Source organism: Reyranella soli (genome assembly GCF_007992495.1).
GTDB classification, from domain to species: domain Bacteria; phylum Pseudomonadota; class Alphaproteobacteria; order Reyranellales; family Reyranellaceae; genus Reyranella; species Reyranella soli.
Genome location: NZ_BKAJ01000081.1, coordinates 18,629 through 45,084 on the forward strand (window position 1 = coordinate 18,629; position 26,456 = coordinate 45,084).

Here is a 26,456-nt window from a genome sequence, read left to right on the forward strand (position 1 = left end):
CCTTCCGCAGAGTGGGGTCAATCGCTGGCAAGCGCATGGCTGCCGTCATAGGATCGCGCATCAAGGAAAAGCGCGAGGAAACATGGAATTCGGCATTCTCTTCACGTCGCATCCCAACCCCGCGGAAGAGCCCTACCCTCACCGCGCCGTGCACGCGCGCACCACCGACGAGGTGATCGAGGCCGAGCGGCTGGGCTACGACACCGCCTGGATCGCCGAGCACCACTTCGCCACCAGCTACGGCATCATGCCGGACTGCTTCGCCTACATGGCCTATCTCGCGGCCAAGACCAGCCGCATCAAGATTGGCGCCGCCGTCATCACCCTGCCGCTCTACGACCCGATCCGCGTGGTCGAGAACACCTCGTTCGTCGACATCCTCTCCGACGGCCGCGTGCGGCTGGGCGTGGGCTCTGGCTATCGGCCCTACGAGTTCGAGGGGCTGGGCCGCGACTTCGACAATCGTCGCGACATCGTCGAGGAATCGATCGGCCTGATGTTCGATGCCTGGCATCGCCATCGCTGGGACCACAAGGGCAAGTACTACAAGGGCACCGTCAAGGAGCCCTACGAGATGCTTCCTCATCCCGTCCAGATGCCGCATCCGCCGCTCTACATGGCTGGAGGTACCGATCGTTCGATCGGATACAGCGGTCGCAACGGCTTCGGCCTGATGCTGTCCACCCTGCCCAGCGTCGAAACGCTGGCCGCGCAGACCGCGTTGTACAAGCGCGAGCTCGCGACGGCGTCGGCGGAGCGGCGCAAGAACCCGGCGGCGGGCGAGATCGACATCGCCCGCTGGGTCTACATCGCCGACACGGATGCCCAGGCGCGCGCCGAGACCGAGGAGGCGATCGTGCGCCACATCTCGCATTTCGGCGGCTCGGGCACGGGCGGCTATCTCGGCTCGGTCTCCGAGAAGGGCGCCGCCATCAAGTACGACGATCTCGCCTCGACCCTGCTGCACGGCTCGGCCGAGACGGTGATCGCCTGTCTGCGTGAGATGCAGGCCAGGACCGGCATGACCTCGCTGCTGCTGCACTACCCGCCCTATTACGGACGCGAGAAGACGATGAAGAGTATCCGGCTGTTCGCCGAGCGCGTGATCCCGGCCTTCCGTCCGCCGGCACGGCGGGCAGCGGCAGAGTGACGGCAGCGACGGCGGGCACGCCGAACAAAGCAGCACTGGGTCCCCTCCTCACCATGTTCGCGATGCTGTGCTTCGCGGGCATGGATGCGACCAGCAAGTTCCTGGTGGCCGACTATGCCGTCGGCCAGATGATGTGGATTCGCTGCATCATCCTTTTTCTGTTCGCCTGGTTCATCGTGCGGCGCATCGGCGTGCGCGCCGCCTTGAAGACCCCACGGCCGGGAGTGCAGATCACGCGGTCACTGATCCTGCTGGTCGAAAGCGCCCTGTTCGTGTTCGCCTTCCGCTACCTGCCGCTGGCCGACACCCATGCCCTTGCCTCGACCTCGCCGCTGATCGTGATCGCGCTCGGCGTGATCTTCCTCAACGAGCGGGCCGGTGCGGCGCGCTGGCTGGCCGTCGTCGCGGGGTTCACCGGCGTGCTGCTGATCATCCGGCCGGGCTTTCGCGACTTCGACTGGCCATTGTTGCTGCCGGTGGTCGGCGCGGTGCTGTGGGCGACCTACCAGATCCTGACGCGGCTCGCCGCCCGGCACGATTCAGCAGACACGTCGCTAATCTGGTCGGCGCTGATCGCGCTGATCGCCACCACCTTCGTCGCCCCGATCGACTGGCGCTGGCCAACGGCGGGCGCCTGGGTGCTGATCGTGGGCGTCGCGATGATCGGCTCGGTGGCGAACTATGCGCTGATCAAGGCGCTCGACTATGCCGAAGCCGGAGCCGTGCAGCCCTACAGCTACACGCTGCTCGTCTGGGCGACCCTGCTGGGCTTCGTCGTGTTCGGCGACTTCCCGGACTTGTGGACCATCGTCGGCGCCGCCGTCATCGTCGCCAGCAGCGCCTACACCTGGTACCACGACCGCATGACGGCTAGCGCGGCCAGGCCCTGAGGGCCACGAGCCCGCCGTCGATCGGCAGCAGCACGCCGGTCACCCAGCGCGATTCATCGGAGGCGAGATAGACCGCGCCATAGGCGATGTCCCACGCCGTGCCTTCGGTCTGCATGGGCACCATCTTCTTGCGCCGCTCGCGCGCCTCGGCGCCGAGATGCGCGACCATCGGCGTGTGCACCGAGCCCACGATGATGCAGTTGGCGCGGATGTTTTCCGTCGCGTAATCGGCCGCCACCGACTGGGTGAAGCCGTGCAGGCCGGCCTTGGCCGTCGAGTAGGCGACGGCGCCCGGGCTGCCCATCAGGCCGACGGCGCCCGCGATAGACGACACCATGATGATCGAGCCGCCGCCGCCCTTCTTCATCTCGGGGAGGCAGTACTTGGTGCACAGCATGGTGGTGGTGAGGTTGGCCTCCAGCACCTTGTGCCAGTCGGCCGGGGTCACCGTCTCCGGCGTGCCCGGCGCGCCGACACCGACATTGTTGTGCAGGATGTCGAGCCGTCCGTAGGTCTTGGCCGCGAACGCCGCCATCGCCTCGGCCGCGTCGGCCTTGGCGACGTCGCCCGCGAACACCGAGGCCTCGCCGCCCTCGTCCTTGATCTGCTTGGCGAGCTTCTCGGCGCGCTCGGCGCTGCGATTGACCAGCACCACCTTGGCGCCCTCGCGGGCGAACATGATGGCGGTCGCCATGCCGTTGCCCACGCCTTCGCCGCGCGGCGCCGCGCCGGTCACCACCGCCACCTTGCCTGCAAGCCGTCCGGCCATTTCTCTCCCCTTCGCCCGGTGCTATCTCAGGCGCGACCTTAGCCGGGAGACTCGCGCCATGGCCAGCAACACCCCAGCCCACGACGGCGGCTGCACCTGCCGCAACGTGCGCTATCGCATGACCTCCAAGCCGTTGTTCGTGCATTGCTGCCACTGCCGCTGGTGCCAGCGCGAGACCGGCTCGGCCTTCGTGCTCAACGCCATGATCGAGGCCGACCGCGTCGAACTGCTGGCGGGCGAGCCGGAAATGGTCCTCACCCCGTCGGAAAGCGGCAAGGGCCAGAAGATCTGGCGCTGTCCCAAGTGCCGCATCGCCGTGTGGAGCAACTATCCGGGCGCCGGCGAGGCGGTGCGCTTCGTGCGCGTCGGCACGCTCGACAATCCCGACGCCCTGCCGCCCGACATCCACATCTTCACCATGTCCAAGCAGCCCTGGGTCGTCCTGCCCGAGGACGCGGCCGCCGTCCCCGAGTTCTACGACGTCCGCAAGACGTGGCCTGCCGAGAGCCTGGAGCGGGGCAAGGCGCTACGGCGAGGCTGATCGATGGCCCTGGTACAAGCCACCCGCGACAAGCTTCTATCGGTCGGTACGGCCCGCATCGCCGCCGCGCTCGTCAAGCGCGGCTTGCGCCGTCAGTCGCTGCCGGGCCTCAGGCCACTTTCGCCTTTCCAGGATGCGCTGGTCGGCGTGGCCGCCACTGCCGTCGATGCCTGCCCGCCAGGAGCCGTGCTCGTCATGGAGAGCAGCGTGACCTCGGCGCCGGTGGCGCTGCTGACGCGGCGCAAGGTGGCCGGTGTCGTGAGCAACAGTCCCTTGCGCAACGCTACGGAAATCGCACGCGTGGGATTGCCGGCCTGGCAGCGTCCGTCGGGACCGGCGCCAAAGCCTTTGCCGATCGAAGCCGGCGATGTCCTGTTTGGCGACCGCGCCGGCCTGATCGTCATTCCCGCTGATCTGGCTGGCCAGATTGCCGAGGAGGCGGTCGAGGCGATGGCTTACGAGGAATTCGTCGCCGAGCAGGTCGCCTCAGGCGGCGGCGTCTACGGCCTGCATATCCCGAGCGGCGAGAATGCGCGCCGCGCCTTCGCGGAGTGGCGGCGCCTCAGGGGCCGTTAGCCAGGACTGCATGCACTGCCGGCAGGAATTTCCGCATTTCTCGCATTTTGCGCTACCCCCCGACAGGCTTGAGTGCACCCCGAAGCGGGACCGTAGATTTCTCAAGCGTAATGCCACGAGAGGGCGGACCGCTCGGCGCAGGAGCGGTCCTCTCGCGATCTGGAATCGGATAGACGATGCATAGAGCGACAAAGACGTCGGATCCTACCATGACTCAGGTAACTAATCAATAACTACGGTTCTTATTGCAATCGGCTGAGATCGACCACCAGCGCCGCGACATTGCGCGTGCCGAGGCCGATGACGAGGATGTCGGTGTCGACGCGCAAGTATTGATGGCCGGCCGGCGACGGCGACAGCTTGGCGATCAGGCCGGGCGGCGGCGCGTCGGCTTTCACGCCGTCGGGCAAAGGCTGGTCGAGCCTCCAGGGCTTGGTCGGCATGGCCGCCGGCGCGCCGCAGGCCTTGTCCCGTCTCACCAAGGGCGCCGGGCAGCGGCCGGCGGCGATCTCGTCGCGGTAGAAGGCGAAGGCGGCGTCGCGGTCGCGTTGCGGCACGACCATGTTCAGCGTCGGCAGCGGGCTGTCCTTTGCCGCCGGCTTGGTCTGCTGCGCAGGGGCCGGAGCCGCGGGCGCGTTCTGACGAGCGGGCGGCGTCTGCGCGGCAGCAGGCAGGGCGAAGAAGGCCACGAAAGCGATCAGAGCAATACGCATGTCTAACCCTGCCAATAGTGAGGAAGTTTGGTCGCCAGCCACTTCGCCAACGCCGCGTTCACCGCCACCGGCTGCTCCTGTGCCATCCAGTGGCCGGAATGCACGACCACCTCGGTAAGGTCGGCGCAGTCGCGACGCATCGGCTCGGGCAGGCGTGACGTCATGGTTTCGCAGGTGACGTCGTAGGCGCCGTGCAGGAACAGCACGGGCATCGCAAGCCTGCCGCCGTTGGGCACACGCTTGGCGTAGGCGGCGTTGGCCTTGTGGTTCATGTACCAGGAGTCCGGACCGAAGAAGCCGTTGCGCGTCAGCGCCGCCGTATAGGCATCGAGGTCCTGCTCGGTGATCACAGCGCCATCTCGCGGCACGTCGGGAAAGCCGTTGGGTCCTGCCATCCCGCCGTTCTTGCGCGCGAACGCCGTGCGGCTCGGCTTGCCGACCGACTTGGGATCGCCCTTGCGGAACAGCGCCTTCACCGTGTTGCGGATGTTGGCCTCGAAGCCCTTGCACGCCTGGTCGAAGCTCTCTTGGTAGAAGAACTGGTAGTCCCACTGCCCGACCGGAAACTCGGCTTCGGGATAGGTCTTGCGGTCGACCAGGGGCACGATGTTCTCGAGGGTGAAGCCTTCGGCAAGGTAGGGCACGCAGAGGCTCGCCACGCCCACGGTCTTGTCGGCGTGATGGGCGGCGATGTTCCACACCACGGGGCTGCCCCAGTCGTGGCCGATCCACACTGCCTTGTCGCGGCCGAGCGAGGCCAAGAGCTCGATCATGTCCCCGACGATCTGCTCCTGCGCAAAATCCTCGTGGCGCGTGTAGGTGCTGGAACGGCCGTAGCCGCGCATGTCGGGCGCAATGCAGCGGAAGCCCAGCGCCGCCATCGCCGGCAGCTGGTGCCGCCACGACAGCGAAAGCTCGGGCCAGCCGTGGCAGAAGACCAGCAGCGGTCCGCTTTCCGGCCCGCAGGCGAGGTAGCCCGTCGTGTGGCGCCCCGTCTTGAGCGTGTGTTCAGTCACCGGAAATGTCATGCCGCACTCCAATAGTCGGGCAGTTTCGTCGCCAGCCACTTGGCCAGCGCCGCATTCACGGCCACCGGCTGCTCCTGCGCCATCCAATGGCCCGACTTCACCACCACTTCGGTGAGATCGCTGCAATCGGCGCGCATGGGATCGGCGAAGCGTGAGTTCACTGTCTCGCAGGTCGTGTCGTAGGCGCCGTGCAGGAACAGCACCGGCATCGCGAGCTTGGGCGACGTTGCCTGCCTGGAATACTGCGCGTTCACCTTGTGGTTCATGTACCACGCGTTCGGCCCGAAGAAGCCGTGGCGCGTCAGCGCCGCGGTATAAGCTTCGAGGTCCTGCTCGGTGATGACGTCGGCATCGCGCGGCACGTCGGGACAGGCGCCGCCGCCGAACCAGCCGCCGTTCTTGCGCACCGATGCGGTCGCCGCAGGCTTGCCGACGGCGGCCGGATTGCCCCTGCGGAACATCGCCTTCACGGCGTTGCGGATGTTGGCTTCGAAGCTGGCCTGCGCCTCGTCGAAATGCTCTTCGTAGTAATAGTGATAGTCCCACTGGCCGACGGGATAGAGATCGGCGGGATAGACCGAGCGGTCGATCAGCGCCAGGCGGTTCTCGACCGAGTTGCCGGCGGCGATGTAAGGCACGCAGAGGCTCGCCACGCCCACCGTCCTGTCGGGATGGTGCGAGGCCACGTTCCACACCACCGAGCTGCCCCAGTCGTGGCCGATCCACACGGCCTTGTCGCGACCGAGCGACGCCAGAAGTTCCAGCATGTCCTCGACGATCAGCTCCTGGCGGAAGTCCTCATACCGGGCGTAGGTGCTCGAGCGGCCGTAGCCGCGCATGTCGGGCTCGACGCAGCGGAAGCCCAGCGCCGCCATGGCCGGAAGCTGATGGCGCCACGACAGCGAAAGCTCGGGCCAGCCATGGCAGAAGATCAGCAACGGGCCCTCTTCCGCTCCGCAGGCGAGATAGCCCGTCGTGTGGCGGGCGGTCTTGACGGTGTGTTCGGTGACCGGGAATGTCATGGCACGGAGGCTTCCATGGAAATCGATACCGGCACAACCGAACTTTTATGCGAGGTCCGCGACGGCGTGGCGCTGATCACGCTGAACCGGCCCGAGGCGCGCAACGCCATGTCGGACAAGCTCACCCCGGCGCTGCGCAGCCAGATCCGCGAGCGCGGCGAGGATCCCGACGTCGGCGCCATCCTGATCACCGGCGCCGGCACGGCCTTCTGCAGCGGCGGCGACGTCAAGGGCATGGGCGGGCGCGGTCCGCGCGGCCAGATGACCTTCGAGGAGCGGCTGAGCGACCTGCGCTGGCGCCAGGCGGCGCTGACCGGCGCGCTGGTCGCGGTGCGCAAGCCCACCGTAGCCGCCCTGCCCGGCGCGGCGGCCGGCGCCGGCCTCGCCATTGCCCTCGCCTGCGACATCCGTATCGCCGCCAGGTCCGCCTTCGTCAGCACCGGCTACGCCAAGGTCGGCCTGTCGGGCGACTACGGCATCGCCTGGCTGCTGACGCGCGCCGTCGGCTCGGCGCGGGCGCGCGAGCTGATGTTCACCGCCGAGCGTGTCGACGCCGAGCGCTGCGAGCGCATCGGCCTGGTGAACCGCATCGTGGCCGACGACAAGCTGCGCGACGAGGCCTTCGAGTTCGCCAAGTCGCTGGCCAACGGCCCGCGCGTGGCGCTGCGCAACATGAAGGACAATCTCGACGACGCGCTGCACATCGACTACGCGACGGCGCTGCACCGCGAGGCCGAGCGGCTGGTTCAGGCCTCGCGTACCGAGGACCACAAGGAAGCGGTCCGGGCCTTCGTGGAGAAGCGGAAACCGGCATTTGTCGGACGTTGAACGCGCGCTGGGCGGGCTTTAACTGCAATGTCTTCCAGCTATCGGGCGTTAAGCCCGCATTAGTGGAGGCGGACTGCAATGTCATGTAATCGGGTCGACCTCGGGCCCGTCGCGCTGTAAAATCAAGGCGACCGCAGCTGCGCGGTCGCAGGCGGCGGGACAACGGATGATCCGATGAGAAATCTGGCCGATTCGCCGGAGCGGAGCATCGTCACCATACTTGCCGTGGATACGGTGAACTCGACTGGTCACATCGCCGGCGACGATCCGGACGATGCGCAGGTGCTGCTGGACCGGATCTACGACCATCTCAACTCCGCGGTGACACGCGCCGGCGGGATGTTTCTCAATTTCTCCGGCGATGGCGGGATCGCCGCATTTGGCTGGCCGCAGTCGCTGGAGGACCATGCCGATCGAGCTTGCGAGGCAGCGTGGCTGATCCAACAGCCTGGTCTGGCCGGCCAGCCGCTGCGTGATGCTTCCAAGCGGCCGATTCACTTTCGCGTCGGCATCCATTCCGGCCTAGTCGGCCTTCGTCGTATGAACATGGAAATCGGCGCGCGGCTCGACCCCGTGGGTGCCACGGTCCATGTCGCTGCCCAGCTCCAAAAGAGCGCAGAGCCCGACGGATCCTTGGTCACCTCGCAGACCCTCGACCTGTGCCGCATTGAGCAGGACGTGACGCCGCTCGATGCCTTGCCCTTCCTGACGCAGATCAAGGCAAGGGCGTTCCTGCTGCACCCACGGCCCAATCAACTGGACATTAAGCCTTCTCCGCGCATCTACGGCGCGCCACTCGTCGGACGCCTCGACGAGCTTCAGACATTGCGCGCAGCCTTGGTCGACAACGACAAGGGCCATCGCGCGCTCGCCCTGATCGGCGAGCCGGGCATAGGAAAGAGCCGGCTGGCGGCAGCGGTGATTGAAGACGCGCAGAAGAGCAGCATCGCGGTCCTGGTGTTTTACGGCGATGCGCACAAGCGCGCGACACCCTACTCGACCATGCGATCGTTGATCCTGGCAAGATTGTCGCTCAACGAGACCACGTCCGACAACGACATCATCTCGGCGCTGAATGATCATGGCCTCGACGACCTTGTCGGTGGTCCGCTCGGAACCGTCCTTCTGGCCAATCGGCCGGGGAAGGAGGAGGACGGCAGCAGGCTGACGCCAACCCAGGTTGCACGCGTGCTCATCGGGGCGTTCAAGACCCTGATAAAGGGCACGCCGATACTGATCGTGGTCGAGGATCTCCATCTTCTTGACCCGGAGAGCATTCGTTGCCTGCGACTGCTTGCCAGAGAACTCGTCGACGCACAGACCTTGATCGTTACGGGAAGGCCTGAGGCGATGCGCGATGCCCGAGAGATCACCGACACGGTGATGCGGCTGCCGCCGCTGCCTCGCGACGAGATGGCGAAGCTTGCCCAGCAACTGTCGCCGAAGGGGGTCTTGCCGGAGCGTGTGCTTCACAAGGTCCTGGACAGAGCCGATGGCATCCCGTTCGTGCTCGAGCAGATCATGCTGTCGATCGATGCGGCGGGCGCGGCGAATGTCGATTTTTCACCACAAAGCGTTCAATCCGCCATCCATGCGCGATTGAACCGACTGGCTGCTCCCGCCAAGGCCTGCGCCCAGGCATTGAGCGTTCTCGGCGAGGAAGTCGAAACCGATTTCGCCTTGAGGACCCTCAAGCTCAGTCGCGATGCGTTCGAGCGCGACCGCTCGGAACTCGAACAGCTGGAAATCGTCTATCCGGCCGAGCGGGAGTCGATTCGCTTCCGTCACGCAATCGTCGCCGAGTCGTGCCTGGCGACCGTACCCGGCTTGCGGCGACAGGAACTTCATCGCGCCGCAATAGACGCCATCAAGTCGATCCATCCCGATCTGAACGCTCAATATGAGCGACTCGCCTTTCATGCCGAAGGCGCTCGCAACGACGTGGAAGCGCTCAACTATCTGTGGCTGGCGGCGCTGCGCGCCCGCCGCAGTTCGGCGAGCGGCTCTCTCCACCTGATGTTCAGCCGTGCAATACGCTTCACCGAGCGAATCGGAGAACCGGCGGAAAGGCAGTACGTCGATTTCGTGCTGATGGCGTTCGATCCACTTCAGCAGATCGGCGAGTTCAGAAGGCTGAGCCCCTATCTGACCCGTGCCATGGAACTGGCTGGAAAGCAGAATCGGGAAGACAAGGTCTGTGCTGCGTTGTGCCACATGAGCATGGTGAGCTGGTTCGACGGGCGTTACGCCGAGGGCCTCAAGCAAAGCGAGAGTGCACTGGCGATCGCCACCAAGCTCGGCTACCTGCCCTTGATTTTCGCCGCCAAGTTCATGCTTGCGAGCGTTCTGCATGGCATGGCCGATATGCCCCGCGCCATTGGCCTACAGCGTGAACTGTGCGAGATGCTCAGCGGCAAACTCGAGACGGCACGGTTGGGGGCGGCGGCAATCCCCGGCTCGGTCGTGCGCAGTTTCTTGAGCTGGTTCCTGATGGAAGTCGGCGCCTACGAAGAAGGCCTGACCATGGTGAAGCGCGCCCTGGAGATCGCCGAGCAGCAAAGGGAACCATACTCGGAAGTGCTCGCCCGTCTCGGAATGGGCCGTAACCTGATCAAACTGAAGCGCAACCAAGAGGCGGTCGAATGTCTGGAAATCGCGATCGCCTTGATCGAGAGAAATGGCTACTTCGCCGGGCTGCCGCACATCACCGGGTTGCTCGCCACAGCTCTCACCAGAAGCCAGCGGGCTGAAAGAGCCGTGCGCATCGTGGAAAATTGGTTTGAACTCGGACAGGAAGAGCGCACCGGGCGTCTTGAGCTCTATTATCTCAACGCCGGCTACGCCGAGGCCCTGTTCGACAGCGGCAGGATCGAGCGGTGCCTCGCCGCGATCGATCAGGCTCTCGAGATCGGGCGCAGCATCGCCAATCCTTGCCTGATTGTGCAGGGCCTTGGGCTGCGCGCACGTTTCCTGCGCGAGTCGGGTTCCGGCCAGGACTTCGAGCGCGACCTCGCCGAACAGCGCGACCTCTGCCGGCAGTATGGGCTGGTGGCCGAAACCTAAGCTGGCTGCTTCACTGGACATTCCGTTGGACGCTCTGGCGTCGGCCAGTCCGGCAACACGCCGCTGTAGCGCGCCGGCAGCCCAATGGTGACCTGGGTGAGCGTCCGCGCGCGTCCAGCCGGGCCTGCTACTCTTTGCAGGTGCTGCAGGCGGCCGGCCGCCTTGACGCACTCCTTCAGGATGCAAAGCGCGGTGTCGCGTCCCCAGCAACCCCGTCCTCCGGGTTTCTCGATGTTCCGTTCCCCGAACATCAGATAGTCGTCGATGTTGCGTACCGGGCCCGGCAGGAAGGGATGGAGGGAAAAGCGCCGTGCCTCCGTAAAGTGTTCTTCATCAAACGCGGCAACACCAAGGAGTGCGGCAACCACGTCACCTTCCACGACCTCGCCGCCGCTCGGCAGCACGTCAGTTTGCCTGCAGGTGCGCATCAAGACCTTGATCAGCCCATTCAGCCGGCAGGTTTCGTAGATCAGGCGAACCACTCCATCCTCGCCTGGCATGTCCTCGGACTTGCCGCCCGGTCCAAACTGGGGCGTTCCCAGCAGAATGGGAAGGAGTTCGGTCAAGGGGATATTGAACTTGAGCACGGCGTCCATCACGGTCCCGAAGGCCGCCGGAATGTTCGCGACCATCGTGCCCACCAATTCCAGAAGCATCACTCGAACGTCGGCGTAGTATTCCGAGGCGCTGTCGTAGCAGGCCTCGGGGCTGTTGTGCCCCTTCACGAAGTGGTCTTCGAGGTACACGAATGACGCCATCAGGTTCGGCGACGGCTCATGCGGTCGGCTTCGTGCGACGGCCTGCCTGTAGTTGGCGGCGCCCAGGGCATACGTCGCGCGCGCCTTGGTGATCACGGTGCCGAGATGGGTCAACATCTCTGCGGCGGCCTGGGCAGACAGTGCCATCAATTCGGGCTGCTGCTCATAGTTGCCGATGAGGTCGATCGTCATCAGGATCGACCAGATTTGCAGGCTCGCCAGGCTGAAATTGTCGGGAACCCCGGACTTCGAGGCGAGCCGGGCTGCCGTCACCCACTCGGGTTGCAGTGCTCCGACGTGCAGCGAGGAGAACGGCAGCGAAATGGCCAGTTCCGTCAAATAGGCAGGGCCCGGCGTACCGAATACGTCAACCAACACGTCATATACGGCGCCGGAAGCAAGATCGTGAACGAGATCGATCCGCTTGCTCGGACCAGTAGCTCCCAATGCCGCTGTGATGCTGCGCTTTGTCACTTCATCGAAGCGCTCGTATGTCCCTTCTCCCATCAACTTCCACGCCTTCCCAAGAACGCTGAACATCCTCCGGCGTGTCGCCTCGGTACCTGAGCCGAACTCGGTCGCGACCGGCGATGGGTGACCGAAGGCCATACGCTCCACCGTGTCGCGGTATTGGGCGATCGAGTGGACGATCTTGTTCTCGCGGACTGTCATTGACAGAACCCGCTTGACGTCTTCGAGCCGGCCCACGAAGGCCACCGTCGGTACCTTTACACCTGCTGGGTTTACGGACCCGCCGGCGCGGCGGAGCGCAGCAGGGTCCGGCAACGCGGCAAGGCCATCGGGCCGCATAAGCTCCGGCAGCGGTACCCTTATGACGGTGGATTTGTTGCTCTCGTCGCCGAAGATCTTTTTCCCGTACTCGCCGAGTCGCTGTTCGTTGAAGAGGCTGGGCGTCGCGACATCCGCCATGCTGCACCCGCCGTAGGGCAGGTCCGCCCGGTCCACTTTGAACTTGAAGCGGTTGGCGATCTTGGCCAGCGCTTCCAGGCCGGGGGCGAAGAAGTAGTCGCCGCCGCGGGTGACGACGAAGCGCGGCAGCGCGGTGACCGGCGCGGCGGCGCCGGCCTCGAGAAAGGCATCTTGCGTACCTCCGGCATTGGCGCCGGCGAGGGGGCAGCGATTGAGACCGGCCTGGCCGAGAAACTCGCCGCTGTTGAGCCAGTTGGCCTGGATCACCTCGAACTGCAGATCGATGCGCGCATTGGCGCAAATGAACAGCATGCCGCGTTTGTTGCCGTCGCCCAGCGAGTTGGCCGGCAGCAGTGGACCGCCATAGGCGATGCCACGGCGAAGGATGCGATGGCGGCGGACGTCGTTGGTACCGCCAATGTCACGGGGATTCGAGCGGCGTATATGGGCGCCCAGCGGGCATTTCAGGCCCCTCGGATCATCCTCTTTGTAGAGGAAATCGTTGAACATGAAGTTGGGCTTGTCCCGATCACCGCCCAGCTCGAGTTCGGCATCGGGAGCGAGCACGAGAGGCGTGCCGTTTGGCCAGCGCCCAACGAACTGCGCGGCGAGTTTGCGCTGCGCCACTGGGTCGTTCGGACGCTGTTTCATGAGAAACGCGCGGAACCCGGCCACATCCTGTTCGAGCTTGCGAAACACCAGGTAGGTGCCGCCGCTGCGCAAATCCGGATGAGCCGGAGACTCGTGCAAATTACCGTCTTCATCCGCCCGATCGAGGAAGATTTCTCCCTCCGCCACCGGCGACCACGTGCGGTTGCGACGCGGCGTGCCGCCACCTGGCGGCGGGGCACCGAGCCCGAGATCGACGAATGGGTTGCTGATGCCGTCGCGAAAGCCGAAATGCTCCAGGCGATGCTCAGGCGGCTCTACGTTGCCGTTCTTATCCACTTCATAGGGAGCCTGTCCGAGCTCGATATGCAGGATATCCATGCCGATCAGCTTGAAGTAAGTGCGAAGGCAGGTGCGCAGATTCTGGCCCTGGTCCTGCTCGTCGACCGGGGCGCGGTCGTTGTAGGCCTGGATCTGGTCGCGCAACTTCTTCCAATGTTTCTCCTCGACCGGCTGGCCTTCGGCGCCGACCCTGAATCCACCGGTGAAGTAGCCATGAACGCGATCGAGACCGAGGACGCCGTCCCAGTATTCGGGCGCACTCGGCCCTGTATCGCCCAGCCGCTCGGCTCGCGCCGCCATGCCTTCCCTGAATACCTCAGGAAACGATGCCAGGACGCGGCCGTCGAGCTTGAGTGCCTCCAACCCGGAATAGGTGAAGGCGAAATTGATCGGGACAGGGTCCCACGGACAATGATCGGCGTTAGCATCGCTTCGCATGATGGCCTGTGCCGCTTCGCTGCCAGGCGCCTTGCATTGAGCGTGGGCAAGCTGACGCAAGACTTCGTAAAGGCAGACACCTTGCAGCCCACCGGACAACGCCTTCAGTCCGGCCTCGCCAGGCGTACTGCCAAACTCGGCTGTCATGAAATCTGTCAACGCCTTCGGGTCGTTGAGAATGGCAGTGAGCTGCCGCAGGTCTTCACATAGCCCGTGGAGGGCCTCGGGCGCCTTCTCGGCTGAGGTGGATGTCAGCCATGCAGCGCTCGCAGCCGAGGGAAACATTGGTCCAGTCGCCGGATCCCAGGACTTGGCGGGTCCGAAGGCATCGGTGATGCCGGCCAACGCCAGCTTGTCCCTCAGGCTCTTGACCAGGCCGCCAACTCCCCCGCCAGAGACCACTTTCAGCCAATCAAGAAACAGCTGCGTCGGCTCATCCGCTGCGCCGATGTGCTCATCCTTCTTTCCCTTTTCGGCGATTCTCTGGTCGACGAGGCCGGCGTTCATCGCCGCCGAGGTACGCAACGTGGTCAGCAGTTCCTGCCCTTCGCGTTGCTTGTCGTTGTCGCTGCCCCCTTTCAGGGCCTTCATGTACTTCGCCACCCGACCGGCTTCCTCGTCGACTTCCGCCTCGGGCAAGATCCTGAAGAAGAAGAAGAGCGACCAGTCGCGTCCGCGGTTACTGCCAGCGAAGCGTGAGGCTCGGTTGATATTCTGCTGCACGGTCCTCGCAACCGGCTGCTTCGACGATGGGCCCGGCGTCGCCGCTTGTTGGTCATTTGCCATTGTCTATCCCCCTTTAATCCTCGCCCGGCTTGTACATGCCGCCGGGTGTCGGGAAATCGCTGGCATACTGCTGGGTCTTTCGCAGAAACTCGTCGAACAGCTCGTCCATCGATTCCACGCGCCGCCCGGTCGGCGAACGCACCTTGGTGACGAACGCGTCGAAGCGACGCTTGAAGTCCTGGAGCTGCTTGATGCGCGCAACCGAAAGGTCGCGATAGCGCGGATAGAAAAGGCCGGTTTCGATCTGATAGCGTCGGATCCATGCCCAGAACTGCTCGAAGTTGCTGGTTCCGGGAAAGTCCTGACAATTTCGAAATACCGAGTCGAAGTCGGGCCCGAGGAATTCCGCGACGTCCCTGAAGTACGTCCGCAGGTCTCCATCAAACTCCACCAGCGTCAGCAACCACGAGCGGAATATCGGCCTTCCCCCGTTCGCATGATGCGCTGTGGCATTACTGCCGGCCTCACTCTGGCCATGGCTGAACGCGTGATATTCATCGATCGCGTCCGGTATTTGCAGGGCGTGGCCGTCAGCCGGGTGATCGTAGCGGACGCCTCTCACCGCGGAGTAGACCAGATACTGTTCTGGACGAATGATGATCATTCGGCCGAAGTGAATGGTCGGAACCTTGTCCAGTTCGGTCGGCAATCCCTGCTTCACTCGACCGGCGAGGTTGGCGATCGTCATCCGCAATCGTTCCTCGTAGGTCCGGCGCTCGTTGGGTATTCGGCCCTTTCTGATCGGGGCCATGACGGCGATCTCGGATACGCCGCCGATTGTCTGGGAGGTTGCCCCCTTGGGCAGATTGCCGGACACCATGTTAGCCAGCCTTGGTTGACGGTGGTGCAGGGAATGGGAAGCGCCGCGAATGAATCGACGGCGGGTTCGCCGCGATGCAGCGCCGAGCCTGGCCGTCACTGCGTCGTCGAAACCTCGTGGACGGAGATGGCGCTCCCGGGATCGCGCGACGACGGCTCAGGGTGGCATCAGCCAATGCCTGATCGGTCTCCAACGCCTTACGGGTGCTTCGCCTGCGGGCCATTGCGCAATCTCCCCCCTGATCCGAACCTCCCATGCCCTAAGGAGGTCCACCGACAAGATGCGCTACTAGCCCAGCCTATCATGGCCAACGGTACGGGCTATGTGACTTTCGTCACCTTCGCCACGACTAACCCTGAAGGTGTTCAACCCCTGGCTGCGGCCCTCGAACAGCCCTGGCCAGGGCCTGTGGCGCCTCGTCGAGGCCGTCGACGACAACGACGATGGGCTCTCCTCAACCGAGCGACAAGCCTGGCTTCGGCCTGGCGTGCTGTCGTAGAGTTCCGCGCAAATGAAGGACGATCTCGACGACTCGCTCCGCATCGACTACCCGACGGCGCTGCACCGCGAAGCCGAGCGCCCCGTGCAAGCGTCGCGCACAGAGGGTCACAAGGAAGCGATGCGGGCCTTCGTGACGAAGCGCAAGCCCGTGTTCGTCGGGAAGTAGGCCTCCTGTCTCCTTCAAGCGCGCCCGCCCTGCGGCGCCAGGGCCTGGTGATCGTCGCCACCCTGGCGACCGCCTACGTCGCCAGCCACTTCTTCCGAGCTTCCAACGTCACGATCGGGCTCGACCTGATGCGCGACCTGGAGATCGGGCCGGAAGCGCTGGGCGCACTGACGGGTGCCTTCTTCTTCGGCTTCTCGGCGATGCAGATCCCTTGCGGCTTTCTCTTCGACCGCTTCGGGCCGCGGCGCACGGTCACCGGCATGCTGCTGCTGGCGGCGGTGGGCGCCACCGTGTTCACCGTGGCGTCCGGCTGGCCGGTCCTGCTGGCCGGCCGGGCCCTGATGGGCGCAGGGTTCGGCGTCATGCTGATCGGCAGCATGGTGGTGATCTCCCGCTGGTTCCCGCGCGACCGGTTCTCGACGATGGCCGCGCTGGTGCTGTCGATCGGCCTGATCGGCAACCTTTTAGCCACGACGCCTCTGGCCTGGGGGACCGAGCTGATCGGCTGGCGCGGCGTGTTCGGTATCGTGGTGATCTTCACCGCGCTGGCCGCCGTCGCGGTCTGGCTGGTCGTGCGCGACGCGCCGCCCGACCATCCGTTCCTTCACCGGAGAATCGAAACACCGGGCGAGATGCTGCGCGGCATGGCCGAGGTCCTGCGCAATCCGCAGCTGCCTTTCATCCTGACCCTGAACTTCTGCAACTACGCCTGCACCTTCACCGTGCAGGGATTGTGGGGCGGGCCGTTTCTGCGCGAAGTGCACGGGCTCACCATCATTCAGTCGGGCAACGTGCTGCTGGCGGCAGTGCTGGCCTATCAGGTCGGCATGCTGACCTTCGGGCCGCTCGACCGCCTGCTCGATACCCGCAAATGGATCGCCTTCGGCGGCACCCTGACGATCGCCCTGATCCTCGCAATGCTGGCCCTGGCGGGCGGCGCGTCCCTGTGGGTGGCGATCGGCGGGATCGTCGCCATGGGCTTCTTCAGCGCCTCCAGCACCATGATCATGACCCATGGCCGCGGCATCTTTCCCGACCGCCTGATCGGGCGCGGCATGTCGACCATGAACACCTGCGTGATGCTGGGCGTCGCCTGCATGCAGACGCTGTCGGGGACCATCCTCGGCGCGTTTGCGCCGCTGGCCGATGGCGCACGATCGGAGCTGGCCTATCGCACCCTGTTCGGCTTCATGTGCGCGGTGCTGCTGGTGGCGGTGACCATCTACAGCCGCGTGCGCGACGTGCGACCGAGCGACGAGCTGCGCGCCGCCCTGAAGGGCGCCGCGAACTGAAAAGGGAGTGAAAGTATGCGTGACTATCTGGCCTGGAGGCTTGCCTTTGGCGTGACGACGCCGTCGACCAATACGGTCGTGCAGCCCGAATACGACGACATGCGACCGGCGGGCGTGACCAATCACCTCGCCCGCATGGTCATCGCCGACGATCCGGTGACCTCGGACGCCGACTTCGAGAGGCAGCTTGAGGCGATCGACAAGTCGCTCGAGGACGCGGTCGACCGGGTCATGGACGCCAAGCCCAACGCGTTCATCCTGGGCATCTCCGCGCTCTCGGTATGGGGCGGCACGCTCGAATGGGGCGAAGAGCTGAAGCGTCGCGTGCGCAAGGTGGCAGGCTGGGACATTCCCGTCTCGATCGCCTCCGATGCCGTCGCGGCCGGCCTCAAGGCCCACGGCATCAAGCGCAAGATCGCCATCATGGAACCGTACTACCCCTGCATCGAGCCGCGTCTCAATGCCGTGCTGGGCGCCCATGGCTACGAGATCGTTCGCTTCTGCCACATGCGTGGCAAGAGCCCGGCCTCGTATTCCGTGCTGACCGCCCAGGACATGATCAAGGCGGCGCGCTCGATCGACGGGCCGGACGTCGAGGCGATCGTCGCCTTCGGCGCCAACCTGCCCTTCGCCAAGCTGGCCGACGAAGCCGAACGCTGGCTCGACAAGCCCGTGCTGCAGATCAACGCCACGACCTATTGGCACGCGCTGCGGACCAACGGAATCACCGACAAGGTCTATGGCTACGGCTCACTGCTGGCGCGTTTCTAGAGCGCTATCGCCTCAGGCTGAATCGCAGCCAGAGAAACCTCACTCTGAGGAGCCACGCGAAGCGTGGCGTCTCGAAGGGTGGGCACGAGCACGGTCTCCGTTGCCCATCCTTCGAGGCGCGCACGGAGTTTACCCCGAGGTACTCGAGGGGGGCGCTCCTCAGGATGAGGTCGCCTTCGTTTCCACCCTGGACGATCATGCCTTAAGGGCTACTTAACCCCGCCGGCCGACAGGCCCTGAACGATCTCACGCTGGATGACGATGGTCAGCGCCAGCACCGGCAGCATGACGACGATGGCGGCGGCGGCGAGCGGCCCCCAGGCGAAGCTCTCGAAGGTCAGCATGTTGTAGACCGCGACCGGCATGGTGCGCGTGGTGCGGCCGGCGAACACCGCGCCGAAGATGAAGTTGTTCCAGGAATAGATGAACGACAGGATCGCGCCCACGACGATGCCCGGCCGCGCCAGCGGCAAGGCGACGTAGCGGAAGGCCTGCCAGAGGTTGGCGCCGTCGATGCGGGCGGCCTCCTCGAGCTCGTGCGGCAGGGTCTCGAAGAAGCCGATCATGATCCAGACCACGATCGGCAGGGTGATCACCATGTGGGTGAGCGCGATCGGCCACACGGTGCCGATCATGCCCAGCATCTGGAACAAGGTGAACAGCGGGATCAGGTACGAGAGGCCCGGCGTCATGCGGCTGAGCAGCAGCATGGCGGCGAGCCCATTGGCCTTGGCCTTGGCGATGCCGTACCCCGCCGGCACGCCCAGCAGCAGGGCGACCAGGGTCGCGCTGCCGGTCACCTGCACGCTGTTCCAGAAGTAGAGGAACATCGGGCTTTCCTCGAAGACGTGCCGGAAGTTGTCCAGCGTCGGCTCCGTCGGCCAGAACACCGGCGGCCACGCCGTGTTGTCGATGTCGTACTTGATCGACAGCGACAGCATCCAGAAGAACACGAACAGGCACGGCGCCAGCAGCACGGCCACGGCGAGCGCCAATGCCGCCTTGTCGGCAACCTTGCGCAGCCGACGCCGGCCGCGCTTGCCGAGGACGCCCTTCTCGAGGGCGGGTTTGTCGAGCGCGAGGGTCATGACCACTTCGCCTTCTGCCGCGCCCACAGGAGCACCAGCGACAGGGCCACGATGATGGCGAAGAACACCACGACAACGGCCGAGGCGGTGCCGACCTGGTTGTAGGCGAAGGCTTGGGCGTAGAGATAGACGTTGAGCGTTTCCGAGGCGGTGCCTGGACCGCCGTTGGTGATCACCCAGATCGTCTCGAATGCTTTCAGCGCGTCGATGGTGCGGATGATCATCGCCACCACCAGGAAGGGCAGCACCAGCGGATAGGTGATCTTCCAGAACATCTGCCATTGCGAGGCGCCGTCGATCAGGGCGGCCTCGTAGGGCTCGGTCGGCAGCGAGGCGAGCCCGCCCAGCACGATGATCATGACGAACGGCGTCCACAGCCAGATCTCGACCAGGATCAGGCTCGGGATCACCGTGCTGGTGGCGAACACCCATTGCGAGGGCGGCAGGCCGACCAGGCTCAACAGGTAGTTCAACACGCCGAGCTGCGGATGGAACATCATGGTCCATACCAGCGACACTGCCACGGGCGTGGCCATCATCGGCATGATGAACAACGCGCGGAAGAAGCCGCGGCCGCGGAACTTCTTGTGGAAGACCAGAGCCGCCATCGTGCCCAGCACCAGCGGCAGGAACACGGCGAGGATGGTGAAGTAGAAGGTGTGGCCGATCGATTCGAGGAAGCGCCGGTCGGTCGCGAGGTTGGCGTAGTTTGCCCAACCGACGAAGGCGCGCTCGCTGCCGATATGCCAGTCGTTCAGGCTCATCCACACCGTGAACAGCCACGGGAAGATGATGACGGCCGTGCACACGATCAGGGCCGGCCAGATGAAGCCGAGATAGGGCCGCAACCGGGCATCACCCGACGCCCGGCTCGTCATGCCGCCCGATATGTCTGCTCCAGCCATACGCTACGCCACCCGCCGTCGATGTGGCCTCAACCCTGCTCGCTCTTCTCGAGGATGGGCTTGAACTCCGCCGTCGCGCGCTTGAGCTCGGCAGCGGGATCGGCGCCGCCCAGCATGTTGGTCAGCGCCGTGCCGATGGTGTCGCGGAACTGCGTCACCGGCACGATCACCGGCAGGCCGGGCATCGAGATCGGCGCGCAGCCGGCCGCGCAGTCGGCCCATTCCTTCGGAATGGTGAGGCCCGACAGCACCTTGGGATCCTTGAGCGGCTCCGAGCGGAACGGCACGCCGCCGCCGGTCTGCAGCATGCGGCTGGTCATCTCCCGGCCGGTCATCCAGAGCGCCGCCATGTAGGCCGCTTCCTTCTTGGCGCTGGCGTTGGGGATCGCAGCACCGCCGCCGAAGAATACCGAGTGGTGCGCCTTGGGGCCGGCCGGCGGCAGGATATAGCCGACCTTGCCGACGACGCGGCTCTTGGTCTTGTCCTCGGCCGGCGGCGCGAAGCCGATGCCGTCCAGCCAGATTGCGGCGCGACCCTGCATGAACAGGCCCTGGCATTCGTTCCAGTTGAAGCCGGTCACGCCCTGCGGCGCGTAGCTGGTCAGGATCTTCTTGTAGTATTCTGCCGCGGCGATGGCGTCGGGCGTGTCGGTGATGAGCTCGGGCGGGTCACCCTTGGTCGTCTGCTGGCCCCAGCCCGACAGGTACTGCGTGTAGAGCGGCACGTTGGCGTTGCGCAGGCCGCGGCCGACATAGCCCGCGATGCCGTTGGCCGGATCGTTGAGCTTGGCCGCCGCATCCATCATCTCGTCCATGGTCTTGGGCGGCTGCAGGCCCTTCTTCGCGAACAGCTCCTTGTTGATGTAGATCATGAAGTAGTCGACGAACATCGGCAGGCTGGTGATCTTGCCGTCGCTCTGCGTGGCGTAGTCCCAGCCCGGCTTGGAGATGTCGCCGAACTCATACTCGGCCGGCGTCATCTGCGGGTCCTTGGTCCACGGCGTGATGTCGAACAGCCATTTGGCCTTCTCGATCTGCCGCTTCTGCACGTGATAGGCGATGTTGAAGAGATCGAAGGCGGGCTTGCCCGAATTCAACTCGATGGTGGTCTTCTGGCGGGCCTGTTGCTCGGGAATGATCTCCAGGCCGACCTTGATGCCGGTCTTCTCCTCGAACTCCTTCTGGTGCTTCTTGACGAGGTCGGCGCGCGGGCCGGTCTCCATCACGATCTCGATCGCCTGGCCCTTGAAGCGCTGCCAGTTGAAGGCGCTGCTCTGCGAATAGGCCGTCACGGTATTGAGCATCGGCGCGGCCAGGCCGCCCAGGGCGGCCGCGCCCTGCAGCGCACGCCGGCGAGAAATCGACTGACGCATTACTTTGTTTCCTCCACGCTGTCCGGCGTTTGCCGCCTTGGTGCCAGCCTAGAGGAGGAATGGGAGGTCGTTAAGCGCGACTTGTTGCAGCCGTTACACGCGCACGAAGCCGTCCGGCTGATTCCAGCTGGACGGCCTGTGATTTGGGCTGCCGGCCGCCAAACTTTGGCTACGCCGCTTTCTCGGTCGTCGGATCGATCATCTTCGACACTTCCGTGATCTTGGTGGCCGGAAAGCCGCTGATATCGGCGTGTTTCCGAATCACGGCTTCATCTTTTGCCAGATAGACGCAGAAAGTCTTGTCGTTGGCGACGAAGCTCTCGATCCATTGGATGTCCGAGCCAAGCTGGTTCAGCACTTCATTGGACTTCGCCGCGGCCTGGCGCAGCTGCTCGCGCTCGAATGTTCCCACTTTTGGGATGTCGCGCTCGATGATGAATCTGCGCAGTGCCATGGTCGCTTTCCCTCTTGCAAGATGTCCGAAGACGAATGCCGGAAAGGCCGCCGCAAAGCTTGAACGGATGGTTGATTTACCCTTGAGAAATCGTTGGCAAACGCTTGAGAGCGTTAGGCTCATATTCTTCCGGACCGCCGGCTTCCAGCCGGCTCATGACTCATGAGGCCGGCTGGAAGCCGGCGGTCCGGAAGACATGAGCGGACCTGGAGGTCCGCGCTCCGGCAAGACTCAATACAAGAGATGCGGCTGCCGCTTCGCGAGGAACTCGGCCACGCCGGGCGTCCAGGATTGCGCGACGTCGCGCGGATCGACCAGCGCCTTGACGGCCGCGAGCGAGGCTCGCGAGCCGATCATGCCGAGCGTGCGGTCGATCTGGAGCCGGTCGCCGTAGAGGCGCCAGAGTGCGGCCATCAGCTCGACGCCGAGCAGCGGACTGTCCAGCCGGTTGCGGTCGGTCAGCACGATCCGCACGCCTTCACATCGTTGGCCGGGATAGACCCATTCGCGCGGCGTGAAGGTCGCAGCCTCGAAGCGCACGCCGGCAATCCTGCGACCGTTCAGATGATCGGTCAGGGCCTTGCCGTCGATCCAGGGCGCGCCCACCAGCTCAAACGGCGAGTCGGTGCCGCGGCCGACGCTGACATTGGCGGCTTCGATCATGCCCACGCCCGGGTAAAGCACGGCCTGCTCGAGTTTGGGCAGGTTGGGTGACGGCGGCACCCAGGCAAAGCCGGTCTGGTCGAACCACATCGTCCGCTCGTAGCGGCGCATGGTGACGACATGCAGCCGGACGCCGATGTTCTTCTCGGCGTTGAACAGCCGCGCCAGCTCGCCCAGCGTCATGCCGTGACGCACGGGCAGCGGCAGATAGGTGATGAACGAGGTGAGATCGTCATCGAGCACCGCACCCTGCACCGTGCTCGCCGTGATGGGATCGGGCCGGTCGAGCACATAGAAGTCGAGCTTGCTGGCGGCCGCGGCCTCCATCGCATAGGCCATGGTCGTGGGATAGGTGTAGTAGCGCGCGCCGACATCCTGCATGTCGAAGACCAGCGCATCGAGGCCGGCCAGCATGGTCGGTGTCGGCCGCCTCGTCTCGCCATAGAGGCTGAACACCGGCAGGCCGGTCGCCTGGTCGCGTCCCGAGGCGATCTTTCCTTCGGCCGCTGCATCGAGCCCGTGCTCGGGGCTGAACAGCGCCACCAGTTGCGGCCCCCCTCCTTGCCGGGCACTGGCCTGGCGCAGGACATCGGCGGTGCGCCGGCCGCCCGAGTCGAGCGCCGAGCGGTTGGTTATGAGCCCGACCCGGCGCCCGGCTAGCTGGCGAAAGCCGTAGGCTTCGAGCACGTCGATGCCCGACATCACCCGGCTCTGCTCGCCGCGTGACGCCGCGCCGGCCACGGTCGAGATGCGCCGCAGCATTTGCAGATTGTTGCCCTTGCCGTCGGGATGCAGCCGGTTGGTGAGGACGATCAGGAAGGTCCTGGTCGAGGGATCGATCCAGATCGCCGTGCCGGTGTACCCGGTATGGCCGTAGGACTGCGTCGAAAACGACGGCGCCATCCACACGGCATAGGGCGAATCGATGTCCCAGCCGAGGCCGCGCAAAGCCGAGCCGCCGGGCGGGCTCTGCGGCTGCGTCATGGCCGCGACTGATGCCGGCTTCAGCACACCCTTGCCGCCCGACAGCATCATCTGCGCGAACTTCGTGAGGTCGTCGGCGGTGGTGAAGACGCCGGCGTGGCCCGCGACGCCGCCCATGCGATAGGCAATGGGGTCCTGGACCTCGCCCCAGCGCAGTTCGCCGCCTTCGACGTCGGCCGGCGCGATACGGTCCCGCGGTGCGGACGGCCGGAAGGAGGTGTCGCGCATGCCGAGCGGCTGGAAGATGTTTTGCGCCGCATAGGCGTCGAGCGACTGGCCGGAGACGCGTCGCACGATCTCGCCCAGCACGATGAAGTCGACATCGCTGTAGACGAACCGCGTGCCGGCAGGCGCCAGCGGCTTCAGGGCGACGATGGCGTCGAGCGCGCCCTCGGTGCCCGACCAGGCGCGCGTCGGGATGCCGGCCGGCAGGGCGGCATAGTGGGTCATGAGCTGGCGGACGGTGATGTCGGCCTTGCCGTTGGCGGCGAAGGCCGGCCAGTAGGCGGCGGCCGGCCGGTCGAGATCGATCTGGCCGCGCTCGACCAGCTGCATGATCGCCACCGACGTCGCCATCACCTTGGTGAGCGAAGCGGCGTCGTAGATCGTGTCGAGCGTGGCCGGCTGCACCGAGGGCATCACGGAGCGGTTGCCGTAGGCCTGACGCACGACGATGCGATCGCCGATGCCCAGCACGACGACGGCGCCCGGCACCTTTCCGTTGGCGATCTCGTCGCGCACGATGGCGCCGATGGCGTCGGCGGCCTGGCTTGGAGAGGTGGGCGGCGCCGCGGCGGCAGGCGTCGCCGGCGCCGCGCAGGCGACGGCGACCTGGCAGATCAGGCCGACGAGGAAGAGCCGCAGCGCCTCAGCGGTCTGCCTTGGCCTTGGTCTCAGGCGGCTCCGGCTTGATCTCATTGGTCGTGTAGACGTTGCGGGGATTCCACAGCATCCAACCGTCGGTGCCGGCGTCGCGCGACGCCTTGGTCTGCTTGGCAATCTCATCGGCGCCGAAGACCTTTCCGCCAAAGGCATAGTCGGTGAATGCCTGCAGCCACGGCCGGTACCGCACCGCCGTGTTCGCCGTCCGCCGCTTACATTCTTCGAGCGTGAGGTGGACGATTTCGTAGGGGTTCTGGACCGGATTGCGGTAGCCGGGGATGCCGAACTGGAAGCCCGACGGATAGAGCATGGGCGAGATGATGTCGACCGCCGTGGCAAGGTCCTCGACCCTCTGGCCGATGCCCGTGTCGTTCTGGTTCCAGCAGACGTAACCGAAGGAATCCATTGCCGTGAACACATTGTACGGCACCAGGCGCTTGCGCGCCTCGCGGAGAAAGTCGGTGATCGCCGCCACGCGCCCGTTCTCGTCGGACGCATTGGCGAAGGCAAGGCCGCCGGTGTCGGGGAAGCGGACGTAGTCGAACTGGATCTCGTCGAAGCCGGCCGCGGCGGCTTCCTCGGCGACGCTCAGGGTGTAGTCCCACGCCTCCCGGCGGGAGGGATCGATCCAGGCCAGTCCCTCGCGGTCCTTCCACAGGCCACCGCCCGCGGTCCGGATCGCCCACTGCGGATGCGACGCGGCCAGCAGGTCGTCCTTGAACACGACGATGCGGGCAATCAGGTAGATGCCCTTGCTCTTGAGATTGGTCGCGAGCGCCTTCAGGTCGGGAATGGTGCGCAGTTTTTGCGCCCCGATCTTGGCGGCGAGCGGCAGCTTGCTGGGATAGGGGATGAGCCCGCGATCGCCCTTGAGATCGATGACCAGCGCATTGAGGCCGCTCTTTTCGATCACGTCGAGGGCCGGATCGAGCAGGAACGGCGCGCCGATGCCGTAGACGGTGAGGTAAAGCGCCTTGGGCCGCAACGGCGCGAGCTCGGTGGTCGGCGGCCCGGCGTCGCTTGCCGCGACGGCCGAGCGGCCGTAACCGACGGCGCGGACCTGCAACGGCTGGGTCCCGGCGGGCGCGCGATAGTGGCCCTTCGCGTCGGTCAGCACCGTCTTGTCGCCCGCCGTGACGACGGCGCCGGCGATCGGTGAGCCGGTCGCGCGGTCGATGATCGTGCCTTCGCGCTCGGCGTCGCGCGCCGCCTCCTTGACCTGGTCTTGCTTCACCTCGGCGTTGTTACTTTGGGCGTAGGCCGCGGCCACCGGCACGAGGAAAAGCGCAGCGGCGGCCAGCAGCGGCCGCAGGACGTTCTTCATTTTGATGCTCCCAGAAGCGACACGAAGCGTTCACCGCGGTCGAGGTTGGTGACGATGAAGCGCGGCAGCGCCATGATCTTGTCGGATCGCGTCGCCGGACGGCGCTCGATGGTGAAGGCTGCGACGTAGCCTGCTGCCTGCGCCCATTGAGCGAGCTGGTCGTCATGGATGCCGAAGGGCCAGGCCAGGAGGTCGACCTTGCCGCCCAGGCGCTGCTCGAGCACGGCCTTGGATTTCAGGAGCTGGTCCTGGGTGAACTTCTCGTAGGCCGCCGGCGCCAGGCGCTTGCGCTCGACGTTGAAATTGGGGTGCCAGAAGGTGTGCGACTGGATGTCGACCAGGCCCGACGCCTTCATCTCGGCCAATTGTGCCCAGGTCATCGCATAGTCGGCATTGGAGATCGCCGAAGGATAGATGAACAGCGTGACCGGAATCTTCAGGCGCAGGATCAGCGGAAACATGTCCGAGTAGACGGTGCGATGGCCGTCGTCGGCGGTCAGCACCACGGCGCGCTCCGGCAGGGGAGCCGCGGAGTCGCCCAGCGCCGCCACCAGTGCCGCCAGGGGGATGACCTTGTAGCCGCGCTCCTGGATCAGCTTGAGCTGAGCCTCGAACACGGGCGTCGTCACGGTCATCTCATCGGGCGAGACCGGACCGAGGCGGTGATAGAGCAGGATGGGAACAGAGGACGGGTCGGCGGCAAAGCCGGGCGACAGGCAGGTGAGAGACAGCAGGCAAACAATGGCGGACAGCCACCCAGCAACACGCTGCATACGCACCTATGAGCTCA

At 65.3% G+C, this 26,456-nt stretch carries 22 protein-coding genes; 9 read left to right on the plus strand and 13 right to left on the minus strand.

From position 1 onward, the window contains the following. Positions 1-82 precede the first annotated feature (82 nt). Together RSO01_RS23120 and RSO01_RS23125 are read left to right on the plus strand one after the other, a co-directional pair. On the plus strand, positions 83-1,150 hold the full coding sequence (locus RSO01_RS23120; protein ID WP_170303288.1) for an LLM class flavin-dependent oxidoreductase: 1,068 nt from the start codon (positions 83-85) through the stop codon (positions 1,148-1,150). Then, a complete protein-coding gene (locus RSO01_RS23125) occupies positions 1,147-2,040 on the plus strand; it encodes a DMT family transporter (protein ID WP_147151830.1) in 894 nt (297 codons plus the stop codon). Before RSO01_RS23120 ends, RSO01_RS23125 begins: the two co-directional genes overlap by 4 nt. On the opposite strand, the gene RSO01_RS23130 is transcribed toward RSO01_RS23125, so the two are convergent. After that, complete coding sequence (locus tag RSO01_RS23130; protein ID WP_147151831.1) at positions 2,021-2,809, minus strand: SDR family NAD(P)-dependent oxidoreductase; 789 nt, start codon at positions 2,807-2,809, stop codon at positions 2,021-2,023. The genes RSO01_RS23125 and RSO01_RS23130 overlap by 20 nt on opposite strands. A gap of 58 nt (positions 2,810-2,867) precedes the next feature. On the opposite strand from RSO01_RS23130, the gene RSO01_RS23135 reads away from it, so the two are divergent. Together RSO01_RS23135 and RSO01_RS23140 are read left to right on the plus strand one after the other, a co-directional pair. Next, positions 2,868-3,350, plus strand: coding sequence for a GFA family protein (locus tag RSO01_RS23135; protein ID WP_147151832.1), 483 nt, complete (start codon positions 2,868-2,870; stop codon positions 3,348-3,350). A 3-nt stretch (positions 3,351-3,353) separates the two neighbouring features. Further along, the gene (locus RSO01_RS23140) at positions 3,354-3,926 is read left to right on the plus strand and encodes an RraA family protein (RefSeq protein WP_147151833.1); all 573 of its coding nucleotides are present in this window, start codon (positions 3,354-3,356) and stop codon (positions 3,924-3,926) included. A 242-nt stretch (positions 3,927-4,168) separates the two neighbouring features. Here the strand turns inward: RSO01_RS23140 and RSO01_RS23145 are convergent, their stop codons facing one another. Genes RSO01_RS23145 through RSO01_RS23155 form a run of 3 tightly spaced genes read right to left on the minus strand, consistent with a single transcriptional unit; the run spans position 4,169 to position 6,689 of the window. Continuing rightward, positions 4,169-4,639 (minus strand): hypothetical protein, encoded by a 471-nt coding sequence (locus RSO01_RS23145; protein ID WP_147151834.1) that lies wholly within the window; start codon positions 4,637-4,639, stop codon positions 4,169-4,171. Positions 4,640-4,641: 2 nt separating this feature from the next. Beyond that, entirely contained in the window at positions 4,642-5,667 is a 1,026-nt protein-coding gene (locus tag RSO01_RS23150; RefSeq protein WP_147151835.1) for an alpha/beta fold hydrolase, read from the minus strand. Further along, on the minus strand, positions 5,664-6,689 hold the full coding sequence (locus RSO01_RS23155) for an alpha/beta fold hydrolase (RefSeq protein WP_147151836.1): 1,026 nt from the start codon (positions 6,687-6,689) through the stop codon (positions 5,664-5,666). The genes RSO01_RS23150 and RSO01_RS23155 overlap by 4 nt, the downstream gene beginning before the upstream one ends. Positions 6,690-6,704: 15 nt before the next feature. Between RSO01_RS23155 and RSO01_RS23160 the strand changes: the two genes are divergently transcribed. Then, positions 6,705-7,517, plus strand: coding sequence for an enoyl-CoA hydratase (locus tag RSO01_RS23160; RefSeq protein WP_147151837.1), 813 nt, complete (start codon positions 6,705-6,707; stop codon positions 7,515-7,517). Between the two features lie 174 nt (positions 7,518-7,691). Beyond that, the gene (locus RSO01_RS23165) at positions 7,692-10,580 is read left to right on the plus strand and encodes an ATP-binding protein (RefSeq protein ID WP_147151838.1); all 2,889 of its coding nucleotides are present in this window, start codon (positions 7,692-7,694) and stop codon (positions 10,578-10,580) included. On the opposite strand, the gene RSO01_RS23170 is transcribed toward RSO01_RS23165, so the two are convergent. Continuing rightward, a complete protein-coding gene (locus RSO01_RS23170) occupies positions 10,577-14,443 on the minus strand; it encodes a hypothetical protein (RefSeq protein ID WP_170303290.1) in 3,867 nt (1,288 codons plus the stop codon). The two genes, RSO01_RS23165 and RSO01_RS23170, sit on opposite strands and share 4 nt — an antisense overlap. A 13-nt stretch (positions 14,444-14,456) precedes the next feature. Beyond that, on the minus strand, positions 14,457-15,362 hold the full coding sequence (locus RSO01_RS47480) for a hypothetical protein (RefSeq protein ID WP_170303291.1): 906 nt from the start codon (positions 15,360-15,362) through the stop codon (positions 14,457-14,459). 412 nt (positions 15,363-15,774) lie between these two features. Here RSO01_RS47480 and RSO01_RS47485 point away from each other — a divergent pair, with 412 nt between their 5' ends. From RSO01_RS47485 to RSO01_RS23180, 3 genes are read left to right on the plus strand one after another with little or no spacing between them, the layout of a single operon-like run. Then, positions 15,775-15,930, plus strand: a complete 156-nt coding sequence (locus RSO01_RS47485; RefSeq protein ID WP_170303292.1) for a hypothetical protein — start codon at positions 15,775-15,777, stop codon at positions 15,928-15,930. A 47-nt stretch (positions 15,931-15,977) separates the two neighbouring features. Continuing rightward, entirely contained in the window at positions 15,978-17,222 is a 1,245-nt protein-coding gene (locus RSO01_RS47490; RefSeq protein ID WP_170303293.1) for an MFS transporter, read from the plus strand. Positions 17,223-17,237: 15 nt separating this feature from the next. Then, positions 17,238-17,993 carry a maleate cis-trans isomerase family protein gene (locus RSO01_RS23180; RefSeq protein WP_147151841.1) on the plus strand — a complete coding sequence of 252 codons (756 nt, stop codon included), beginning with the start codon at positions 17,238-17,240 and terminating at the stop codon, positions 17,991-17,993. A 209-nt stretch (positions 17,994-18,202) separates the two neighbouring features. On the opposite strand, the gene RSO01_RS23185 is transcribed toward RSO01_RS23180, so the two are convergent. From RSO01_RS23185 to RSO01_RS23215, 7 genes are all read right to left on the minus strand, one after another. Next, on the minus strand, positions 18,203-19,081 hold the full coding sequence (locus RSO01_RS23185) for a carbohydrate ABC transporter permease (RefSeq protein WP_147151842.1): 879 nt from the start codon (positions 19,079-19,081) through the stop codon (positions 18,203-18,205). Next, on the minus strand, positions 19,078-19,959 hold the full coding sequence (locus RSO01_RS23190) for a carbohydrate ABC transporter permease (protein ID WP_246158700.1): 882 nt from the start codon (positions 19,957-19,959) through the stop codon (positions 19,078-19,080). Before RSO01_RS23190 ends, RSO01_RS23185 begins: the two co-directional genes overlap by 4 nt. Positions 19,960-20,015: 56 nt before the next feature. Further along, positions 20,016-21,359 carry an extracellular solute-binding protein gene (locus RSO01_RS23195; protein WP_147151844.1) on the minus strand — a complete coding sequence of 448 codons (1,344 nt, stop codon included), beginning with the start codon at positions 21,357-21,359 and terminating at the stop codon, positions 20,016-20,018. Between the two features lie 169 nt (positions 21,360-21,528). Further along, the gene (locus RSO01_RS23200; RefSeq protein ID WP_246158703.1) at positions 21,529-21,813 is read right to left on the minus strand and encodes a DUF4242 domain-containing protein; all 285 of its coding nucleotides are present in this window, start codon (positions 21,811-21,813) and stop codon (positions 21,529-21,531) included. 231 nt (positions 21,814-22,044) lie between these two features. Further along, the gene (locus RSO01_RS23205; protein ID WP_170303294.1) at positions 22,045-24,378 is read right to left on the minus strand and encodes an exo-beta-N-acetylmuramidase NamZ domain-containing protein; all 2,334 of its coding nucleotides are present in this window, start codon (positions 24,376-24,378) and stop codon (positions 22,045-22,047) included. Next, positions 24,329-25,666, minus strand: coding sequence for a putative glycoside hydrolase (locus tag RSO01_RS23210; protein WP_147151846.1), 1,338 nt, complete (start codon positions 25,664-25,666; stop codon positions 24,329-24,331). Before RSO01_RS23210 ends, RSO01_RS23205 begins: the two co-directional genes overlap by 50 nt. After that, on the minus strand, positions 25,663-26,439 hold the full coding sequence (locus RSO01_RS23215; protein WP_147151847.1) for a polysaccharide deacetylase family protein: 777 nt from the start codon (positions 26,437-26,439) through the stop codon (positions 25,663-25,665). Before RSO01_RS23215 ends, RSO01_RS23210 begins: the two co-directional genes overlap by 4 nt. Between the last annotated feature and the right edge of the window lie 17 nt (positions 26,440-26,456).

What these genes read in the sequence shown, in the direction of transcription:
- RSO01_RS23120 (WP_170303288.1), top strand. Translation starts at nt 83, where the DNA reads ATGGAATTCGGCATTCTCTTCACGTCGCATCCCAACCCCGCGGAAGAG.
- RSO01_RS23130 (WP_147151831.1), bottom strand. Translation starts at nt 2,809, where the DNA reads ATGGCCGGACGGCTTGCAGGCAAGGTGGCGGTGGTGACCGGCGCGGCG.
- RSO01_RS23135 (WP_147151832.1), top strand. Translation starts at nt 2,868, where the DNA reads ATGGCCAGCAACACCCCAGCCCACGACGGCGGCTGCACCTGCCGCAAC.
- RSO01_RS23140 (WP_147151833.1), top strand. Translation starts at nt 3,354, where the DNA reads ATGGCCCTGGTACAAGCCACCCGCGACAAGCTTCTATCGGTCGGTACG.
- RSO01_RS23145 (WP_147151834.1), bottom strand. Translation starts at nt 4,639, where the DNA reads ATGCGTATTGCTCTGATCGCTTTCGTGGCCTTCTTCGCCCTGCCTGCT.
- RSO01_RS23150 (WP_147151835.1), bottom strand. Translation starts at nt 5,667, where the DNA reads ATGACATTTCCGGTGACTGAACACACGCTCAAGACGGGGCGCCACACG.
- RSO01_RS23155 (WP_147151836.1), bottom strand. Translation starts at nt 6,689, where the DNA reads ATGACATTCCCGGTCACCGAACACACCGTCAAGACCGCCCGCCACACG.
- RSO01_RS23160 (WP_147151837.1), top strand. Translation starts at nt 6,705, where the DNA reads ATGGAAATCGATACCGGCACAACCGAACTTTTATGCGAGGTCCGCGAC.
- RSO01_RS23165 (WP_147151838.1), top strand. Translation starts at nt 7,692, where the DNA reads ATGAGAAATCTGGCCGATTCGCCGGAGCGGAGCATCGTCACCATACTT.
- RSO01_RS23170 (WP_170303290.1), bottom strand. Translation starts at nt 14,443, where the DNA reads ATGGCAAATGACCAACAAGCGGCGACGCCGGGCCCATCGTCGAAGCAG.
- RSO01_RS47485 (WP_170303292.1), top strand. Translation starts at nt 15,775, where the DNA reads ATGAAGGACGATCTCGACGACTCGCTCCGCATCGACTACCCGACGGCG.
- RSO01_RS23180 (WP_147151841.1), top strand. Translation starts at nt 17,238, where the DNA reads ATGCGTGACTATCTGGCCTGGAGGCTTGCCTTTGGCGTGACGACGCCG.
- RSO01_RS23185 (WP_147151842.1), bottom strand. Translation starts at nt 19,081, where the DNA reads ATGACCCTCGCGCTCGACAAACCCGCCCTCGAGAAGGGCGTCCTCGGC.
- RSO01_RS23190 (WP_246158700.1), bottom strand. Translation starts at nt 19,959, where the DNA reads ATGACGAGCCGGGCGTCGGGTGATGCCCGGTTGCGGCCCTATCTCGGC.
- RSO01_RS23195 (WP_147151844.1), bottom strand. Translation starts at nt 21,359, where the DNA reads ATGCGTCAGTCGATTTCTCGCCGGCGTGCGCTGCAGGGCGCGGCCGCC.
- RSO01_RS23200 (WP_246158703.1), bottom strand. Translation starts at nt 21,813, where the DNA reads ATGGCACTGCGCAGATTCATCATCGAGCGCGACATCCCAAAAGTGGGA.
- RSO01_RS23205 (WP_170303294.1), bottom strand. Translation starts at nt 24,378, where the DNA reads ATGAGATCAAGCCGGAGCCGCCTGAGACCAAGGCCAAGGCAGACCGCT.
- RSO01_RS23210 (WP_147151846.1), bottom strand. Translation starts at nt 25,666, where the DNA reads ATGAAGAACGTCCTGCGGCCGCTGCTGGCCGCCGCTGCGCTTTTCCTC.
- RSO01_RS23215 (WP_147151847.1), bottom strand. Translation starts at nt 26,439, where the DNA reads ATGCAGCGTGTTGCTGGGTGGCTGTCCGCCATTGTTTGCCTGCTGTCT.